General features: G+C 41.7%; 15 protein-coding genes. 12 read left to right on the forward strand and 3 right to left on the reverse strand.

Annotated features, from left to right (window positions below; genetic code table 11):
• Position 1: 1 nt before the first annotated feature.
• The 6 genes from BK120_RS19825 to BK120_RS19850 all read left to right on the forward strand — a co-directional run bounded on the left by BK120_RS19825 (position 2) and on the right by BK120_RS19850 (position 7,583).
• A complete protein-coding gene (locus BK120_RS19825) occupies positions 2-2,329 on the forward strand; it encodes a PglZ domain-containing protein (protein ID WP_144376800.1) in 2,328 nt (775 codons plus the stop codon).
• 12 nt (positions 2,330-2,341) lie between these two features.
• The gene (gene brxL, locus BK120_RS19830) at positions 2,342-3,760 is read left to right on the forward strand and encodes a BREX system Lon protease-like protein BrxL (protein ID WP_076269234.1); all 1,419 of its coding nucleotides are present in this window, start codon (positions 2,342-2,344) and stop codon (positions 3,758-3,760) included.
• A 424-nt stretch (positions 3,761-4,184) separates the two neighbouring features.
• Positions 4,185-4,412: a hypothetical protein gene (locus BK120_RS19835; protein ID WP_076269235.1), complete on the forward strand. Its 228-nt coding sequence runs from the start codon at positions 4,185-4,187 to the stop codon at positions 4,410-4,412.
• Positions 4,413-4,803: 391 nt separating this feature from the next.
• A complete protein-coding gene (miaB, locus tag BK120_RS19840) occupies positions 4,804-6,414 on the forward strand; it encodes a tRNA (N6-isopentenyl adenosine(37)-C2)-methylthiotransferase MiaB (RefSeq protein WP_076269236.1) in 1,611 nt (536 codons plus the stop codon).
• 23 nt (positions 6,415-6,437) lie between these two features.
• Complete coding sequence (locus BK120_RS19845; RefSeq protein WP_076269237.1) at positions 6,438-6,932, forward strand: YlbF/YmcA family competence regulator; 495 nt, start codon at positions 6,438-6,440, stop codon at positions 6,930-6,932.
• 132 nt (positions 6,933-7,064) lie between these two features.
• Positions 7,065-7,583, forward strand: coding sequence for a hypothetical protein (locus BK120_RS19850; protein WP_076269238.1), 519 nt, complete (start codon positions 7,065-7,067; stop codon positions 7,581-7,583).
• A 105-nt stretch (positions 7,584-7,688) separates the two neighbouring features.
• On the opposite strand, the gene BK120_RS19855 is transcribed toward BK120_RS19850, so the two are convergent.
• Entirely contained in the window at positions 7,689-8,303 is a 615-nt protein-coding gene (locus BK120_RS19855; RefSeq protein WP_076269239.1) for a biotin transporter BioY, read from the reverse strand.
• A gap of 122 nt (positions 8,304-8,425) precedes the next feature.
• On the opposite strand from BK120_RS19855, the gene BK120_RS19860 reads away from it, so the two are divergent.
• A complete protein-coding gene (locus BK120_RS19860) occupies positions 8,426-9,277 on the forward strand; it encodes an ATP-binding cassette domain-containing protein (RefSeq protein ID WP_076269240.1) in 852 nt (283 codons plus the stop codon).
• The gene (locus BK120_RS19865; protein WP_076269241.1) at positions 9,267-11,102 is read left to right on the forward strand and encodes an ATP-binding cassette domain-containing protein; all 1,836 of its coding nucleotides are present in this window, start codon (positions 9,267-9,269) and stop codon (positions 11,100-11,102) included. Before BK120_RS19860 ends, BK120_RS19865 begins: the two co-directional genes overlap by 11 nt.
• On the opposite strand, the gene BK120_RS19870 is transcribed toward BK120_RS19865, so the two are convergent.
• Positions 11,076-11,675 carry an HAD family hydrolase gene (locus tag BK120_RS19870; RefSeq protein WP_076269242.1) on the reverse strand — a complete coding sequence of 200 codons (600 nt, stop codon included), beginning with the start codon at positions 11,673-11,675 and terminating at the stop codon, positions 11,076-11,078. The two genes, BK120_RS19865 and BK120_RS19870, sit on opposite strands and share 27 nt — an antisense overlap.
• Positions 11,672-12,883, reverse strand: coding sequence for an MFS transporter (locus tag BK120_RS19875; protein ID WP_076269243.1), 1,212 nt, complete (start codon positions 12,881-12,883; stop codon positions 11,672-11,674). The genes BK120_RS19870 and BK120_RS19875 overlap by 4 nt, the downstream gene beginning before the upstream one ends.
• Positions 12,884-13,048: 165 nt before the next feature.
• Here BK120_RS19875 and lepB point away from each other — a divergent pair, with 165 nt between their 5' ends.
• From lepB to BK120_RS19895, 4 genes are all read left to right on the forward strand, one after another.
• Entirely contained in the window at positions 13,049-13,591 is a 543-nt protein-coding gene (lepB, locus tag BK120_RS19880) for a signal peptidase I (RefSeq protein WP_076269244.1), read from the forward strand.
• Positions 13,592-13,764: 173 nt separating this feature from the next.
• Positions 13,765-15,243: a sensor histidine kinase gene (locus BK120_RS19885; protein WP_076269245.1), complete on the forward strand. Its 1,479-nt coding sequence runs from the start codon at positions 13,765-13,767 to the stop codon at positions 15,241-15,243.
• Entirely contained in the window at positions 15,221-15,910 is a 690-nt protein-coding gene (locus BK120_RS19890; RefSeq protein ID WP_076269246.1) for a response regulator transcription factor, read from the forward strand. The genes BK120_RS19885 and BK120_RS19890 overlap by 23 nt, the downstream gene beginning before the upstream one ends.
• A 24-nt stretch (positions 15,911-15,934) precedes the next feature.
• On the forward strand, positions 15,935-18,964 hold the full coding sequence (locus BK120_RS19895) for an efflux RND transporter permease subunit (protein WP_076269247.1): 3,030 nt from the start codon (positions 15,935-15,937) through the stop codon (positions 18,962-18,964).
• Positions 18,965-19,156 lie beyond the last annotated feature (192 nt).

Genomic DNA, 19,156 nt, shown 5'->3' on the forward strand with positions numbered 1-19,156 from the left:
GTTGAGCGGCATACAAATTTTTGCCGATCCAAATAGGCATCTATCTGATTCCATGTTAATTTTCAGTAAGATTTCTGATTATCCAAAACTGTACCACACAGTTCGAGAAATGTTAGCAAATAACATCAGCCGCTCGGATATCATTGTTCAAAACCAGCAGCTCTTATCATGGCTTAGAGAATTAAACAACTTTGAACCTAATGATATGTTAACGTTTCGTGAAATGACTTTAAGACAGTTTGTTACTAACACTTGGGGGATTATTCCCCCTTCTTATCTTCTAGATGATGATTTGAAAGAAATTCTAGATATTTTTCCAGTTCTGAAGGATCAAAGTGATTTTGAGAAAAGCGTATTGGAACATTATTTTCTTTTCTCTTTTGATTTCACTGAGTTAACGTTAACAACGTTAGAAAAAATCTGCAATGAGGCAAAGTTTGCTGATTATAGAAACAAGTCACAACTTAAATGTATAAAATTGATTCTCGATCATCAAAAGGAAAAGGCTTTAAAGTATAATAAAAATATTTCGATATTAATTGAGATTCTGTTTGAATCGCCTGAAAAATTCATAAAAATAGTGTCAAGCTTTGCTGTTTTGAAAGGTTATACAAACGAGCTTAGAAACAGATTTTTAGAAGGATATATTTACGAACTTTCAAGTTTGAGCATTAAGCAATTTTATCCGAATACCAACACTCTTCCTATAGAAATAACAAATGCTATTAGAGTTGAATTAAATAGTTTATTAACCAGCGCTTCAACCTTAGATGAAGTAGCTGAAATAATTCGATGCACAAGCGGGATATTAGAAAGCGAGTTTGAGACGCTGGTTGAGTTTATCAACTCTCAGATACATTTCGATCGTAATAAATTGATTGTAGTAGTTAAATCACACTTTATACGGTTATTGACAAGAAAACCAGAACTATCAACTGAATTAGATTTACTTTTTTCCCCCGATTTCCCGTCGGCACCTAACTTTGAAGATGCAAAAACATGGTTTGAATGGGCGGAGAATGAATATCTTCCATATCGGCGTTGGCAAGAAACACGTAAAGAAAATAATGAACTACTGGATTCTTATGGTATCCTGTTTTCTGACTGGATTGCGAAAAATTACTTCGAAATTAAATATTCTTATCCTAATACTGTCATGAATTTGTTACCTAATATAAAACAAAAGATTGACCAACAATCTTTCACTTTATTATTAATCATTGATAATATCGGATTACGCTGGAACAATCACCTTATCAATTTGTTTAAGAAAAACAGCATTAATTTACTACAAAAAGAGAACCTTATTGCTGCTATCCCTACCGAAACTAGGATTTCAAAAACAGCATTACTCTCGGCAAATTATACATTTTCAAAAAATGAACAAGACTATCGGAAGCTGATTGAACAAAAAACTAGTGAGCAATTCCAAAACAAACAGTTGTTTTATACAACAAAGGTGTCTGATTTAAAACAGCTACCGGAAGATGTCAACTTTGCAATTCTAAATTATTTGATGATTGATGAATACATGCATATGGATCAGAATAAAATGGCAAGTCCCAAATTAGAGGTTATTTCCAATGAGCTGAACGGTTTAGTTGATTTGGTATGCAAGAGTCTGGCTTATAGACCTCAAATAGATATCTATGTGGTATCCGACCATGGCTCTGTAAAAATTTCTAATGACAAAGTAATAAACGTTGATGATATATTTTTAGGAGATAAAATTATTGAAGGTACGGAGCGGTATATCTGTGTATCAGATGAACAATTAAATCGTTTCCGCAGCAAACTTGAAACAATTGGTTATATCTTTGAGAGAATTCGATATAATCTTGATGCAAACTATGTGATATTAAAAGGTTACAATTCATTCAGGAAGAACACGGCAGATCAATATCTGCATGGTGGAGTATCTCCAGAAGAAATTCTAGTACCATTACTACATTTTCATAGATCAACTCACACCGTAATACCACCAAATGTACTTATAAGGGATAACACATTTAGATTTAACGTAAAGAGTCAATTATTATTGCTTATTGAGAATACAAATCAAATTCCTGTTCAAAATTTGCAACTTACGATATTAAGTCCTTTCGTTTCTGTCGATAATGATATCTTAATCGTGGAAAAGATTGATTCAATGACTAAAATTGATGTCAATATTGAGAATGTCCGAATCATGCGTAAGGGGAGTATTGTTCCGACTGAACTGTCTATTAGCATTCAATATGACTTTGCTTCAAAACAGTATAGTTCTGAGATCAAATTGCCAATTGTAATTAAATCAATGCAAGAGAATACGTTTGATTTTGATTTTTAAGGGGGGATTGCAATGCTCGAACAATTTGAACAAAAAGCCCTAGACAATTATGGAGAAGTTGTAATTAATAAGAATCTGGTACATCAGGCTGGTTTTACAGCACGTTCAATTCCCACCTATGTAGGAGAATGGATACTATTTAATTTCCTAGAAGAAGGTATACTGACTGATGATTCAAGAAAAAAGATAGCTGATTTTATAAATAAATTTCTACCCCAGAAAGCACAAAAGGAACAAATTAAAAACCAATTATTGAATATGGAAAGCGTGAAGTTACTTGACGATTATAGTGTTTCTGTTAATTTAAAGACAGGCAACAGGAATTTGCGAATTCCATTTTTGGACATCAATGATGCGATGATCTCTCCACAAATAGTGGAAGATAATGATTTAATGCTAGCGAGTGGAGTCTGGGGAGTTGGGGAGTTGTTCTACGCTCCGCCAGATAGTGAAAATAATCGTGGAAGTGTAATACTCCGATCGTTCAAACCATTCCAAATCAATGCTGTTGATTTAGACTATTTTATTGAATGCCGTGAGCAATTTACATTTGATGAATGGATAAATCTTATAATATCAAGCATGGGTTTTAATCCTGGCATATACACACTCGAACAAAAAATGATTTTAATTACAAGGATTGTTCCCTTTGTTGAGCCTCGTGTCAATCTAATTGAACTTGCACCTAAAGGAACTGGTAAATCATACGTGTATGATAATTTTTCGAGATATGCTCGTGTTGTGCGCGGTGGGAAAGTCAGCCCTGCTGTAATGTTTTTTCATCAAACCAAGAATACACCTGGCTTAATAGCTAAATATGATGCTGTTGTGCTTGATGAGATTCAGAGTATACAAGCAGATCCCGAACTGGCTGCTGGTCTAAAAACATATTTAGAGAGTGGGAAGTTCAGCCGTGGGAATACGGAAGCTACTTCCGAAGCAGGATTTGTAATGCTTGGGAACGTTGCACTCGATGAAAATCGAAACCCGCTTTATCTAGAAGAGGGCATTTTGAAAGAAATACCTAACTTTTTGCAAGAAACAGCATTTATTGACCGATTACATGGAATTATCCCTGGATGGCAAATGCCCAGAGTGTCTAATGATACTCCTTCGAAAACACTTGGGTTCAAAGGAGATTTCTTTTCTGAGATACTTCATAATTTGCGTGGTAAAGTGGACTACTCCGATTTTGTAAGTGGTTATATGCATTTAACAAATTGTAAGGATTTACGGGACTATAAAGCGATTCAGAGACTTGCGACTGGCTTCCTCAAAATCATTTTCCCTGATATGAAAGTCAGTAATGAAGACTTCATTGCACACTGCTTAAAACCGGCTGTTGAATTACGCCAGAGGGTCAGAGATGAACTGCATAAGATGGATCCTGAGTATAAAAAAATAAAAATTGAAATTAGTAAAGCCGATTAGTCTATATATTCTAAATTTGAACTGTTTTTGTAGCAGTTCTTTTTTAGTATGCTCAGCGATCGCCCAGTGGTAAAATAGACCTAATTTGTTTTGATATAACCAATAACAATGTGGAGGATAAAAATATAGCATTCGAAAGACCAATTACAATTAAAGAAGCAATTGATAATGTATACGGAGAATTTTAATTACATAGGTAATTTACAGTTGATTGAAGGTACCGAATCAGCAGAAATCCTACATGGACATTGATAAATGGCTAGATACAGTTTGTTCAACAGACCAAAAGAAGAGCGATTATAGAAAGAACATTATATACCGGATATTCCTTTGACGATTGACAATTTTCAAGAATTCATTGAAGCAAGAGATGCACTGATTGTGAAAAAACTTGCTCAAATACTAATAGGAGGCTTGATGATTAATGGCTTTAATTAAAGAGATAGAAAAAGCGGAAAGAAACTCAAGATTGCAGATTGAAGCGAATTGTACTTATAATACTTTGATGACAAATGGAAAGAAGTACATTCAATTAAACACATATGGATCTAAAGAACGAGTACATACCAATATTGTGAGTCAATCTATGCAGTTTGACGAGAAATCTGCAAGGGAGCTATTTGAAATTTTAAAAAATGAGTTTAATTTGTAAATAGAGATTTGAAAAATGATAATACATACTTACTATTTAAAGAGTCTTACGATGTAAGGCTCTTTTTATTACTTCAAAGTATATACGATTCGATATGGGGACGATTTACATCTAAGAGTACCTAGAAGTATCTAAAATATCTAAGGTCATCTAAGGTCATCTAAGGTCATCTAAGGTCATCTAAGGTCATCTAAAGCATCTAAGAGCAATAAGAACTAGCTTAGACAAATTACAGAGGAAAAAGAGAATTCGTTTTTAAAGGAAGGTCATTTTCGTTTAAATTTTTTACGTTCCCTGTAGATGGATATACTTATGTCATTTGTGCTATAATTTTATATTGGGTTAAAAAAATAATGAGTTATATTTTAGATAGAGGGAAGTGATTTTTAACATGTCAAAGGAGAACCAAAATACATCGGACTTAAAATCCGACAAGGTTAAGGATTACTCCAAATACTTTGACTTTTCGGATGCGAAGATCCTAAGTCAAGAAGACGGTAAAACAACTTACCGTATCAAAGGTCGCAATGTCCAAATAAATTCAACTCCAAATCATAGGGACGAAAAGAAGCGGGGTAAAGAAGATATTCAGGTATTGACGTTCGAAGATGCCAAAACAGAAGAAATTATAGAAATGTTCAGAGAAATGAACCGTAAAAAGCAACATTATTATGCAATAAAGACTTACGGATGCCAAATGAACGAGCATGACACCGAAGTCATGAAGGGCATGTTCGAAGAAATGGGTTATACAGCTACGGAGGATCGAAATCTTGCAGATGTAATCTTACTTAATACATGTGCCATTCGTGAGAATGCCGAAGATAAAGTGTTTGGCGAGCTTGGCCATTTGAAAGCGCTGAAGACGGAGAAACCGGATTTGCTGTTAGGTGTTTGTGGCTGTATGTCGCAGGAAGAATCGGTTGTAGGACGTATTTTGCAAAAGCATTCTTTTGTAGATATGATCTTTGGTACGCATAACATTCATAGACTTCCGTACTTGCTGCAAAATGCTTATTTCAGTAAGGAACTGGTCGTTGAGGTATGGTCCAAGGAAGGCGATATTATCGAAAATATGCCTAAGAAACGCGAAGGAATGCGAGCTTGGGTTAATATTATGTACGGATGCGATAAGTTTTGTACGTATTGCATCGTGCCATATACACGCGGGAAAGAGCGCAGCAGACGTCCAGAAGATGTCATTGCTGAAGTGCGCGACTTAGCTAGACGAGGATTTAAAGAAATTACATTGCTTGGGCAAAATGTTAATGCTTATGGCAAGGATTTTGAAGACATCAACTATCGCTTTGGCGATTTGATGCATGATATGTCCAAAATTGACATTCCGCGTATCCGCTTTATGACGAGCCATCCGCGTGATTTTGACGATCATTTGATTGAGGTGCTTGGAACAGGCGGCAATTTGGTTGAGCATATTCATTTGCCTGTTCAGTCCGGCAGCACCGAAATATTGAAACGAATGAGCCGCAAGTATACTCGCGAGATGTATCTAGAGCTGGTTGCTAAAATTAAAAAAGCAATACCGGGTGCGATGCTCACTTCAGATATAATCGTCGGTTTCCCTGGTGAAACAGACGAGCAGTTTGAGGATACGATGACGCTGGTGAAAGAAGTTGGCTTTGATTCGGCTTATACTTTCCTTTATTCTCCGCGTGAGGGTACACCTGCCGCTAGTATGGAAGATAATGTTCCGCTAGAGGTGAAAAAAGCTCGTTTACAGCGTCTCAATGCACAGCTAGCTGCAAATGCGAGAGAAAAAAATGAGCAGCTTCGCGGCGAAATTGTCGAGGTTCTCATTGAAGGCGAAAGCAAAAACAACGCTAATGTCCTTTCCGGACGGACGCGTACGAATAAATTAGTGCATTTGGAAGGTCCAAAGGAATGGGTTGGCCAGTTTATTATGGCTAAGGTTACCGAGGCACAAACTTGGTATATCAAAGCCGAAAGTATAGAACAGGATGCACAAGAAGCCGTTAGCTAACGGTAAAACAGGAGAGATGACAAATGGCAGAGCAACATACAGCAGATAATCAAGCAGCGCAATGTGACCATGATCATGAGCATGGCGAAGGCTGTGGAATTCCAAGTTTCCATACTCGGGATCTCATCGTTCGCGAAGATATTTCGAAAAAAGCAAAAGAATTAGCGAATCTCATCTTTACTTCTGAGGAAGTACAGCACTACCGCCGCGCAGAGCTGCAAATTAACGGCAATGAGCGTGTGCAGCAGTTAATTACAAAAATTAAGAAAAAACAAAAGGAAGTTGTTGCTTTCGAAACCACTTTCAAAAATGCAGACATGGTTAAAAAGATCGAAGGCGAAATGGAAGAGCTGCAGGACGAGCTTGACGGTATTCCTATCGTGTCCGAGTTCCAACAAAGTCAAAGCGACATCAATTATTTGCTTCAGCTCGTTATTTCGATCATCCGTGATACTGTGTCTGAGAAAATCAACGTTGAGGATGCGTCAGAGCCAGCTCCTGAAGAGTGCAGCGACTAAAATAAGCTAGACCAGCGTTATAAGCCGTATGTTTTGCAGCTCTTTTTGGGATGCAGACATGCGGCTTTCATTTTTACATATGAAATGTTACTTTTTTCAAATTAACATAACTGGCGGAAGGGATTAAGTCATATGAAATATAGACAAATAAACCAAAACACTGAAGAAGATTTTCAAGATTTAGAATTTGACATCATTGAGAGTCATGAGATAAATCATCGAAATTATTTTCTTGTGCATGGTCAATATGGAAATGAAATTGTTGGCTTTGAAGTGCTAATAAATAATGATATGATTCCTGGATGGAATCAGGGAGAAATCAATCAAGAGGCATTTTATTTTGAGGGAATAACGCTTAAATCAATTGGTAAAGAATCAGATTCGTTCATTAAGGCTTTGTTGGAGCTTTATGGCTATGAGGGAGAGTTAAAGTGTGATGATGAAATCTCATTTACATGTTTTGCACTAGAGGGTGACCCTAGAAATATTGCAAATGAAGATATTAAATTTAAGGTCTTTTTCGATGATAATAATGAGCTTGATTTGTATTGCGAAATATATATGAATATATCGGTACAGAATAAGGTTTTTGAATTGAAAGAAAAGGATACTGAATATCGCGGGAACATTTTAAGAACTTTAGGAAAGTAACTCGCGAGGCATTTCGAAGTAGATGTCTAAAACAAAAACCGCTATATTCCGATTCAAAATGCATAATCGGAAAAAGCGGTTTTTTGCTTTCATAGCAATACGATTTTAAACGTTAAATGTCGATTTCTCTTCGCTGTTTCTTACGGTTGACGAGCGTATATGGACAATGTAAGGTGTTAAAGAGGTTGCTAAAATAGCGCCTGCCAATGATTTAATCGCATCACCGATGATGAACGGATAGAATCCGACCGTCATCGCTTTCTGGAACGAAAGATCTAGAGCATTCATGAGCCATGGAATGCCTGGAATGTATGAGGTGATGGAGCTGAATAGCTCGAAAATGATGAAAAAAACTATAAAAGCTAAGGCTTTATTTCCCTTGGACATTTTACTGCGTAGAAATCCGCCAATCGCTAGGCTAACCAAAAACGAACAGAACGGGAAGGCGAATATAAAGCCGCCAGTAGGTCCTGTTAGATGAGGGATACCGCCTTGCCCGCTAAATAAGGGCAGGCCGATAGCAGCAAGCAAAATGACGATAAATATGCTGAGGAAAGCGTTGCGCGGCGTTAGAAAGAGACCGGCTAATCCAACAGCTAAGGTTTGAAGAGTAATCGGGACGAATGAGCCGCCGAACTTTATTGTCAAAGAACTCATGACGATAAACAAAGCTGCGAACAAAGAAATAAAGACGAGTGAGCGAATGTTGCTGGTTTGCATAATGATGCTAGTCTCCTTTATGTACTTGCGATAATATTGTTAACCATTTATATTTAAAACAGGTTAACAAATCGAATTGTAGCATAGCCTATCGTTTTCGGGAAGAGGTTGGGTGAAATTTTTTGAGTCAGAGCATTCAGGTACAATTGAAGCAGGTTACCGTTACGCCTCCAGCAATAGGTGAAGGACAAAAACGGAAACCAATAATAAGAGATATTTCGCTTGTTATAAAAGAGGGAGAATGGATTACTCTGCTTGGCTGCAATGGAAGCGGGAAAAGCACAGTTGCGAAAGTAGCTGCTGGTTTTCGTGTAGCAGGCGTCAGCGGTCAAGTCTTAAGGAACATTCATACTGCTGCAAAGGGGAAGCCGATTCCAATTGTTATGCAGCAGCCTGAGGCAGCGATGATCGGGGCAACGCCGCTCGAGGATATTATTGTCATGCTGGAGCAGAATGAGCAGGAAGCGGCTAGTATTCGATCTGAAGCCGAGCAAGCGCTGCAAAGAGTAGGCATGGGTGAGCGAATGCATCAACCGATTGAAACCTTATCCGGAGGGCAGAAGCAGCTCGTTGCGATAGCTGGGTGTTTGGCACTAAAAGCGCCAATGCTTGTGCTTGATGAGGTAACAGCGATGCTGGATCCAGAAGCAGCCATCTCTGTGCTGGAGCAAACGAGAAGTTTGCAGCAAGCCGGAATTACGGTCATTTGGATTACGCAGAAGCTGGAGGAGCTGCAGGCGGGAGATCGAATCGTTGCGATGAATGCCGGTACGATTATGTACGATGGCGGGGTAGAAGAATGGTTTGCTAGATCTGCTGCTGGAGCAAGGGATAGTTTTTGTGAGCAGCTTGGTTTGGAGGCTCCTTATTGTGCTCAGGTGGCATGGGAGTTAGAGGAGCAAGGTGTGAAGCTTTCGCCTTTTCCGTTCACAGCAACTATGCTGGCAGAGGCGGTGAAGCAATATGGGCGATGACTGGCAGTTAAACGGCGTTAGCGTGCACGCGGAGAATGACAATGAAAAACAGCTGCTAAAAGAAGTACATACGTCCTTTAAAGCAGGTGAAATCACACTTTTAATCGGGCGAAATGGTGCTGGTAAGTCAACGCTGCTTGAGACATTGGCGGGCATACGATCGATTCAAAGCGGAAATATTGAGCTTGGCACCGATCAGCTATGGATGGAGAATGGCCGCCGCAGCCGTCTAAATCCAGAAGTGGTGCTTAAGCTTGGCATATCGATGCAAAATGCGGAGTCACAGTGGTTTGCGTCATCTGTACGAGAAGAAATGGTTTATTCTCTTAAGCCATATAAGCTCGATTCATCCATAATCGAGGAGAGAATCGCGGAAGCTCTTGCGAGAGTAGGGCTTCCAGTGGAGCTGTTGGAGCGTGATCCATGGACGCTCAGCGGCGGTCAGCAGCGACGGCTGTCACTCGCCTGCTTATTGGCGTGTGAGCCGGATTGGCTGCTGCTGGATGAGCCGACGGCGGGGTTAGACGCCGGCGGTATTCGCCGCTTGTGCGCGGTGCTGGAAGCGCACAGGGCGGCGGGGTGCGGAGCGGTCGTGGCAACGCACGACCTCGACGCGCTGCTGCCGCTGGCGGACGCGGTCGCCGTTGTTGACGGCGGCACGGTCCGCGCAGCGGCTAAGGCGGCGGCGATAGCGCATGCCGCCTCTGCGCCGCAGGCGCTTCGCGCGCTGGACGCGCTGCGCGAGGAAGCGGCTTTGCCGCTGGAGCAGTTCATCCAGCGCGCAGACGCGGATGGGGCGCCTTGGCCGGCGCCGCAAGAGCTCGCTGCGGCGATTTCCATTGCTCTCGCGAGTCGAGACGACCAGAAATCAGAAGCAGCAGGCGTTGTTATAGCAAAAGGTATAGTAAGCAGCATAGATACTGAGCACAACAAGCCAAACACGTTTTCAAAAGAAGAACCAAAAGAAGAACCAAAAGAAGAACCAAAAGAAGAACCAAAAGAAGAACCAAAAGAAGAACCAAAAGATAAGCTCGTTGAAAAAGCGAAAACAGAGCTTTCTCAATTAGAAGTCGCTAAACCATCGGTTTTGCTTCGTTCAAATTATTTTGATCCTCGTGCGCTTATACTCGTTTATTTATTTCTATCTGCGAGCATTTTTGCGCAAAAAACAGCATTGGAGCTAACGGTCGCAGCTGTTTCAACGATATTGCTTTTAATTCCGTTTCGAACACTTATTTGGCCTTGGAGACGAGTCATTCGCGCGTATGCCATTATGATTATTATTTTTTGCGTAATAGCAGGAATTGGCATTCGACCGCTTTCCTTTGATTTAGACAAGGTTTGGCCAATAGTTATCCGATTAGGCAAGCTTTTGTTGATTATGCTTTTAGGCCTGCCTATGCTAAAGCTGATGACGCCTTTACGACTTCAGCGCTCGCTTGAGCAAACCTTCGGTGTCCTAGAGAGGCTGAAGGTGCCCATTCATTCCTTTGCAATCATCGTCACTCTTATTTTTCGGTTTATTCCTTTACTCACAGGAGAATGGGAACGGTTTGCGAAGCTGGCTCATGCGAGAGGAAAGGCAGTTACGCCTCTTAAGACGGTACCGATGAAAAGGCTTCTACCGATTCTGATTCCCTACGTACGTTCAATATTGCGTCTTGCGGAGCAAATGGCGGATGCGCTTGAAGCACGCGGCTTTGGTTATGCGAAGCGAAAGCCGACGTATAGCTTTCGGCTTCGCTTCGGACGAGCAGATGCTCGTTTAATGAGTATTGCAGCAGCAGCAGGCTCATTTCTATTTCTTATTGCTGTATTGTTTTAAAAGAGGGATAACCTGTGAAATCCAACGTCCATCTTCATCAGCATGCAGCGTATGCCATCCGTGCAGCGCTGCTTGCTTTGTGTTTTTAGGATGATCATCAACAAATAAAACAAAGCTGTCAGGCGGCAGCTGTTCATTTACTTTGTCAAAAATAGCCGGATGAGGTTTTTGGAGTGCTGCTTCGCTTGAGATCGTAATACTTTTCAAATAAGGCTTGATAGGTGTAATGATGGGTTCAACCCATGCAGGTAAATGATTGCTTAACACATGAATATCAGCAACAGCATTCCAATTACCGATTTCTGCAAGGGCAGGGAGCGGCAGTAGGCATCTATCGATAAAACTTCTGGTTTGCGCACTAGTTAAGTTTGGCGTATATTCAGCAATCCAGCTCCAAAATTGTTTCTCTGTTATTTGGCCTGTCCATAACCGCTCGCTAATTTGCTGCTTATATTCGGAGTAAAGTTGTTCTTCAGAAACGATCGCTTCCGCAGCTAGCAGCTGCCAGAAGAGCGGCGACAGGTTTGTCGCCAGCACGCCTCCAATATCGAGAACGAGCTGCGGCTTAATCATCCGCTTACCTCCTCTGCATGATTCGTGCGCGCGGCAAACTTAGCTTTGCGATCTGACATCGCCCACTTGATTACAAGTGCAAATGCGACAGCTCCAAGCAGCGAGCCAAATAGGAAACCTCCGTTCAAGCCCCAGCTTTCATTTAACCATCCAGCAAGGAAAGGTCCAGAGAACATTCCAATGGCATATAGCGCTTGATATAAGCCCATTGCTGTTGCACGGCCAGGAAGCTCGACATCTCGAATCGCCAGTCCCAGCAAAAGCGGCATATGTAAGCCTTGCGCAAAACCATTAATCGCCTGCGTTGCGACAAGAACGCCAAAAGAATCCGCAAACACCATAGCTCCTGTACAAATGGTACTCAATATAAAGCCAGTGCCAATCGTACCCCAATAGCCGAATTTAGGCGTAAACCACCTCGCTGTAACGAGTGAGGCAAAAGCATGGGGGAGCATAAAAGAAAATACGAGCAAGGTGAGCTTCAGACCGTCTGCACCCATTTCTTGTGCTTTGAGAGGTGTAAATCCGAACATCGTTATAAAAAGAATGCCATGAGCAAGGATGGACAACAAAGAAACCTGCAGCAATGTTTTAGTTTTTACCACATTTTTGATCATGGCAAACGACATTCCTGGCTGTTCCTTCAGCTCCGAGCGAGGCTCTTTCAGCATGAAAGCAAGCACTAGACCAAGGACAGCAATGACAGCGCCTACAATAAATGGAGCACTTGAGCTAAAACCATCCGTTAACCATCCGCTAAAGAGCATGCCAATCATTTGTCCGGATACCGTCATCACGCTTATATTGCCCATAGCACGACCTGTCTGCCCGGCTCCAAAATAGCTGGCGTAAAGCACAGTGAACGCGACCCAAGTAGATGCGCAAACGCCTGCCATCAATCTGCCAGCAAGCGGCCATACCCATGAATCAGGGATGAGGAACAGCAAGCAGCTTATTGCTGCGGTTAACATTCCTAATAGGATGAAAGGCTTGCGCTTTCCGAAACGATCTGACAAAATGCCAAGCGGAAATCTTACGAACATTTGGACAAAACCATAGCTTCCAAGCACGATGCCGATAAAAGGCAAGGACAATCCCCGATCACTAAGGTAAGGTGAAAGCGTAGGGACATATACATACATGGAAGTCCAATATAAAATGGTTATAGTTGTAAAAAGCAATCTTTGTGCTCCAGAGATTTGATTCATCGTTGTGGAAGCCCCCTTCGCTTTCACTTTATCGCAAGTCTGGTTCGGTTGTCACTTCCTATTTTGGGCGCTATAATGAAAACTTTGTACAGCAAAAAACGTATTAAGCAGACAACTATGATTATTATTACAAGAAAAAAACACTAACTGATGAGGAGAATGTTCATGCAAACAGAAAAACGCAAAACAAAAAGCTGGATGAAAGAAGTAAGAGAATGGGTCGTCTCACTTGGTATTGCCGTTGTTGTAGCGCTGCTGTTCCAAAACTATGTCTATGCTCAATCGGAAGTACATAATGTATCTATGCAAAATACGCTGGTCGCTGGACAACGATTAATCGAAGACAAATGGTCTTACCGGCTTCATGAACCTCGTCACGGCGACATCGTTATTATTAGCGGGCCAGAGAGCGATTTGCGTTTAATTAAACGTGTCGTAGGCTTGCCTGGCGACGTGGTTGATATACAAAACGGGGAAGTATATTTGAATGGCGAAAAAATCGAAGAGCAGTATGTTAAGGGTCAGACCGTAGCTGGCAGTGTTTCAGTGCCTTTTACAGTTGAAGAAGGACAGCTGTTTGTTATGGGTGACAATCGCGAGCATAGTATGGATAGCCGTGAACTTGGTCCAATTGCTAGATCCAGCATCGAAGGAAAAGCCGTTTTCCGGATATGGCCGCTGCCTAAGTTCGGTACATTAAGCGAATAATTATTTTATAGCATTAAATAAAAACGTCATTAATTAAATGAACAAGATCATCAAACGTAATACTTTTGTAAGAAATGGTTACAAATTCGTTTAGAAATAGCCGTTATGATTAACCATAGAAACAACGACAGACACACACTTAACAAAAAAGCAGCAGCGAGGCGTGAACAGGATTGTCCATTCGAGTAAAGCTGTATATGTCATACTTGGCGATGATTTTTGTACCGATCATATTAATGAGTGCTTTTATGATATTTATCTTTTATGCTCGCGGTGTTGAGGATGTTCGTCATTATTATGAAAATGAGAACAGAGAGCCTTATCTTCAAGCCTTGGTGTATGGCGAATTATCCTATGTGCTTCGCAACGATTCCGGCGAGCTCGAGAAGAAGGAATACGTAGCCGAAATTCAAGAGCGGTTAGGCAAGCTATGGGCTGGACTTCTTATTTCCAGGGATGGGAAGATTACTTCTGTAGCGCCTTTCTTGGAGCAGACAGCTGTTCATGCGGATTGGCAGCAATTATTGGACGAGCCGCCTTTGAAGGTTGCATTTAATTCATTTCGATTCGAAACGAGTACCGTCGATTTTATTTATCCTGATGGAGGAGAAGGTCGTGCGGTTCTGTTCCGGCGAAATGATACGGTTCCTATCTATTGGAGACCGGTCGGCACAGCTTTCAGTTTAGCTTTTATTGGATTAACGAGCTTGCTGCTTACTTACTTTGTATCACGAAGCATCATTCGTCCCATTAAGAAACTAGAAGCCGCAGCTCTGCAAATTAAGGATGGCGATTTGTCGCACAAGGTTGAGGCCACGACGAAGGGTGAAATCGGACAGCTAAGCATCGCGTTTGAGGATATGAGGGTAAGATTGAAGCAGTCGATTGATCAAAGCCTTCAGTATGAGGAAAACCGTAAAATGCTGCTCTCGCACATCTCACATGATTTGAAAACGCCAATATCTGCAATTAAAGGGTATGTTGAAGGGATCATGGACGGCATTGCGAACACGGATGAAAAGCGGAAGCGCTACATGGAGACAATTTATCGTAAAGCTACAGATATGGATCAATTAATTGATGAGCTGTTCCTATTCTCGAAGCTTGATCTTCAAACGGTTGCCTTTGATTTTAAAGTGATGGACATTAAACGTTACTTGGAATATTTTTTGGATGAGCAGCGGTTTGATCTGGAAAAATCAGGGGTAGGATTGCATTATATCGAGCATGGTTCTGATCCGCTGATGATCGCAGCCGATCCTGACAAGCTAAGCCGTGTTTTAACTAATATACTGAACAATTGTGTCAAGTATATGGGACAATCTACTGGTCTCGAAAAACATAACATCGTTGTTCGAGTAACAGAACTGGAGGAGCACGCTCTGATTGAAATTGAGGATTCAGGTCCCGGCATTGAGAAGGATGATTTGCCTTATATCTTCGATCGTTTCTATCGCGCGGAGCAATCACGCAATTTAGAGACAGGTGGAAGTGGTCTCGGTCTTGCAATCGTCAAACAAATTATTGAAGGGCACGGCGGTACGGTCTGGGCGGAAAATGCAGAGCATGGAGGTGCGTTGTTCTGTCTGAAATTGCCTAAGTCAGTATCCGTCAAAACGGTGGGTGGTCATGAAGAGCATACTAATTATTGAAGATGAGAAAGCCATTGCCGAGTTGGAACGAGATTACTTGGAAAGTTACGGTTTTAACGTTCAAATTGAAGGGAGAGGTGATATAGGGCTTGAAAAAGCGCTCGAAGGAAAGTTTGATCTTATCATTTTGGATGTAATGCTCCCCAAAATCGACGGCTTTGAAATTTGTCGACAAATTAGACAAACGATCAATATTCCAGTGCTGATGGTAACCGCGAAAAAAGAGGATATTGATAAAATACGAGGATTAGGACTTGGCGCTGACGATTATATGACCAAGCCCTTCAGTCCAAGTGAGCTGGTAGCACGCGTGAAAGCTCATTTGGCTCGTTACGAGCGTTTGACAGCTGACAAAGGGGAGCGAGGCGAGCATATTCGCATACGCGGATTGTTTATCGATAAACCTTCACGAAGAGTCATGATTCATGAGCAGGAAGCGATGCTTACTTCAAAGGAATATGAGCTTCTTCTGCTTTTAGCGTCACACCCTAATCGCGTATTTGAGAAAGAAGAGTTGTTTGAACGAATTTGGGGGCTTGATTCAAATGGAGACGCAGCTACGGTTACGGTTCATATTCGAAGGCTGCGTGAGAAAATTGAGCATGACCCGTCCAAACCTCAATATATAGAAACAATTTGGGGAGTGGGCTACCGTTTTAAAGTATAGATAGAAGATGAGGAGTGGAAGAGATTGAAGAGCATCATCCGATTTTCGCTTAATAACAAATTTGCTTTGTGGATTTTGACGCTGCTTGTGTTATTTGCTGGTCTTTATTCAGGAATGAATATGAAAATGGAAACATTGCCCGATATTACGGTTCCAATCGTAAGCGTCACAACGGTATTGCCGGGTGCTGCACCTGAAGAGGTAATGGAGAAAATTACGAAGCCGATTGAGCAGCGGACTCGCAATCTTAAAGGTGTTAAAGTTATTAGCTCAACATCCTATGAAAATGCTTCATCTGTCGTTATTGAGTACTCCTATGAGACAGATATGGAAAAGGCGGAAGCGGAAGTTAAAAATATCCTCTCCGAGATTAAGCTTCCAACAGGAACGCAAACCCCATCCGTTTCACGGATCAGCTTGAATGCATTCCCTGTCCTAGCGATGAGTATCTCCAATGAAAAGATGAATTTGGAGCAGCTTACGAAGGAAATCGAAGAAAATGTATTGCCGCGCTTTCAAGGCATTGAAGGTGTAGCGAGCATTCAAGTTTCTGGACAAAATGTTAAGGAAGGTGAACTATCCTTCAAAACGGATAAGCTAAAGCAAATCGGCTTAACCGAAGAGATGGTGAAAGGCATCATCCAAGCGTCAGCCATTTCTGTACCGCTAGGTATTTATGAATTTGGCGAGACAGAGAAGGCACTGGTCGTTGATGGGAACATAACGACAGAGAGTGATTTGAAAAACTTAGTCATCGTGCCGGGTGTTAAGCTTAGCGATGTTGCTGATTTAAGCATCGTAGGCAAAGCAGAGTCAATTTCTCGTACGAATGGCAAAGACTCCATTGGATTTAACGTCGTCAAAGCGGCTGATTCCAATACGGTTGACGTTGTTAATAATGTTAAAGCAGAAATAAAAGAGCTTGAAGGCAATAATGATGGTTTGTCTATTGTAACGACACTTGATCAAGGCAAGCCGATCGAGGATTCCGTTCACACGATGTTAAGCAAGGCGGTAATCGGCGCATTGTTCGCTGTCATTATCATTATGATATTCTTGCGCGATATTCGTTCTACGATTATTGCTGTCGTTTCGATTCCACTTTCCATCTTGATCGCTCTCCTGATTTTGAGCCGGATGGATATTACACTGAACATTATGACACTTGGTGCGATGACCGTTGCAATTGGGCGGGTAATCGATGACTCGATTGTCGTTATCGAAAATGTATATCGACGAATGGCGCTCCCTACAGAGAAGATGAAGGGCAAGGAATTAATTCTTGATGCGACGAAGGAAATGTTCGTACCGATTTTGGCTTCCACAATCGTAACGATTGCCGTATTCCTGCCTCTTGGACTTGTTTCGGGCATGATTGGTGAGATGTTCCTGCCGTTTGCATTAACGATTGTATTTGCTCTACTAGCATCTTTGCTTGTTGCCATTACGGTTGTTCCAATGCTGGCGCATATGATGTTCCGCAAAGGGATGAAAGCTGGCAAGGCGCATCACGATAAGCCGGGCCGCTTAGCGGAATGGTACAAAGGTGTACTTCGCTGGTCGCTTGATCATAAATTGGTTACTTTTGGTTTAGCAACACTTCTACTGATCGGAAGTTTGTTCCTGCTCCCAGTGATTGGAACGAGCTTCATCGCAGGCGACGAACAGAAAATGATGATTGTTTCCTACAATCCAGCACCTGGAGAAACACGTGAACAGGTAGAGAAAATGGCTCTTGAAGCTGAAAAGAAATTGCTCGATCGTGAAGGTGTTTCAGTCGTGCAATATGCAGTTGGCAGCCAAAATCCATTTAGTCCTGGAGCTTCAAAACAAGCGTTGTTTAACTTGAGCTATGATGAGGATTATGCTGGTTTTAATGCTGAGAAAGAAAAAATTGTACCTATGCTGCAAGAGCTAGGCGGCAAAGGCGAATGGAAACAGCAGGACTTCGGAGGCGGAGGTCTTGGCGGATCGGGCATATCGATGCTTGTGTATGGTCCGGATATGAACACGGTTCAACCGATCGTGGATGACCTTATGAAGAAGCTTGCAGATCATAAGGATTTGAAAAATATTGATTCCAGCTTATCAGAAACGTATGAGCAGTACCGCCTTGTAGCTAATCAAGAGAAGCTTAGTCAAAACGGATTAACAGCAGGCCAGATTGCAATGGCGCTTAGTCCGGTTCGCGAGCGTCCCGTTCTGACGACAGTTGAAGTGGATGGCGAGGAATTTAACGTTTATGTGAAGGTTGATACTAAAACCTATACAAATAAATCAGATCTAGAGAATGTGAAGTTGACTACTCAGTTAGGTACTGAAGTTGCTTTGAAAGATGTCGTGACTATCGAAGAAGGTGAATCACCGAATACGATAACAAGACGTGATGGTCGTATGTATGCTGAGGTTTCAGCAGATGCAACTTCATCTGACGTCGGCAAGGTTTCGACAGAATTGCAAAAAATGATTGATGAGACTGATCTTCCTGCTGGCGTCGATATCGAAATGGGCGGAGTAACAGAGCAGATCAATGAGTCATTTATGCAGCTAGGCCTAGCAATGCTTGCAGCGATTGCTGTCGTTTATCTCGTGCTTGTCATTACATTTGGTGGAGGACTTACACCATTCGCAATTCTGTTCTCCCTTCCGTTTACGATTATCGGTGCGCTAGTAGCACTGTTAATTGCAGGAGAAACACTGAGCGTTACCGCAATGATTGGTGCCCTGATGCTCATAGGTATCGTAGTTACAAATGCGATCGTCCTTGTTGATCGTGTTATTCAAAAAGAGAGAGAAGGACTTTCCGTCCGCGAATCACTTATTGAAGCAGCGGGTACACGTCTTCGTCCGATTCTAATGACGGCGATTGCAACCGTTGGTGCATTGCTTCCGCTTGCATTTGGATTTGAATCAGGCGGTTTGATTTCTAAAGGTATGGCGGTTACCGTAATTGGCGGCTTGACGAGCTCAACACTGCTCACGCTCATTATTGTACCTATCGTTTATGAGTTCTTGAACCGTAAACGCAAACCACGCACTGCAGAAGAAGCATAACGATTCGAGATAGCAGAGAGGCTGTCACAAGGTCATTGACCTTGTGACAGCCTCTTTTTTTAGTTGTTCCGTTTACATATTGGGCGACTGGGTAAATGGATTAGTAACACTAGCGGAGCTTTTTTCATACGTATATGTCATGAACGATTATCGGCATATGACCAGTTTGGGTTGTTCTCATTTTCATTTCCT

It is taken from the genome of Paenibacillus sp. FSL A5-0031 (genome assembly GCF_001956295.1).
Classification (GTDB): Bacteria; Bacillota; Bacilli; order Paenibacillales; family Paenibacillaceae; genus Pristimantibacillus.

Excerpts from the sequence above, each read along its gene's own strand:
- brxL (WP_076269234.1), top strand. The coding sequence starts at position 2,342 with ATGCTCGAACAATTTGAACAAAAAGCCCTAGACAATTATGGAGAAGTT.
- BK120_RS19835 (WP_076269235.1), top strand. The coding sequence starts at position 4,185 with ATGGCTTTAATTAAAGAGATAGAAAAAGCGGAAAGAAACTCAAGATTG.
- miaB (WP_076269236.1), top strand. The coding sequence starts at position 4,804 with ATGTCAAAGGAGAACCAAAATACATCGGACTTAAAATCCGACAAGGTT.
- BK120_RS19845 (WP_076269237.1), top strand. The coding sequence starts at position 6,438 with ATGGCAGAGCAACATACAGCAGATAATCAAGCAGCGCAATGTGACCAT.
- BK120_RS19850 (WP_076269238.1), top strand. The coding sequence starts at position 7,065 with ATGAAATATAGACAAATAAACCAAAACACTGAAGAAGATTTTCAAGAT.
- BK120_RS19855 (WP_076269239.1), bottom strand. The coding sequence starts at position 8,303 with ATGCAAACCAGCAACATTCGCTCACTCGTCTTTATTTCTTTGTTCGCA.
- BK120_RS19865 (WP_076269241.1), top strand. The coding sequence starts at position 9,267 with ATGGGCGATGACTGGCAGTTAAACGGCGTTAGCGTGCACGCGGAGAAT.
- BK120_RS19870 (WP_076269242.1), bottom strand. The coding sequence starts at position 11,675 with ATGATTAAGCCGCAGCTCGTTCTCGATATTGGAGGCGTGCTGGCGACA.
- BK120_RS19875 (WP_076269243.1), bottom strand. The coding sequence starts at position 12,883 with ATGAATCAAATCTCTGGAGCACAAAGATTGCTTTTTACAACTATAACC.
- lepB (WP_076269244.1), top strand. The coding sequence starts at position 13,049 with ATGCAAACAGAAAAACGCAAAACAAAAAGCTGGATGAAAGAAGTAAGA.
- BK120_RS19890 (WP_076269246.1), top strand. The coding sequence starts at position 15,221 with ATGAAGAGCATACTAATTATTGAAGATGAGAAAGCCATTGCCGAGTTG.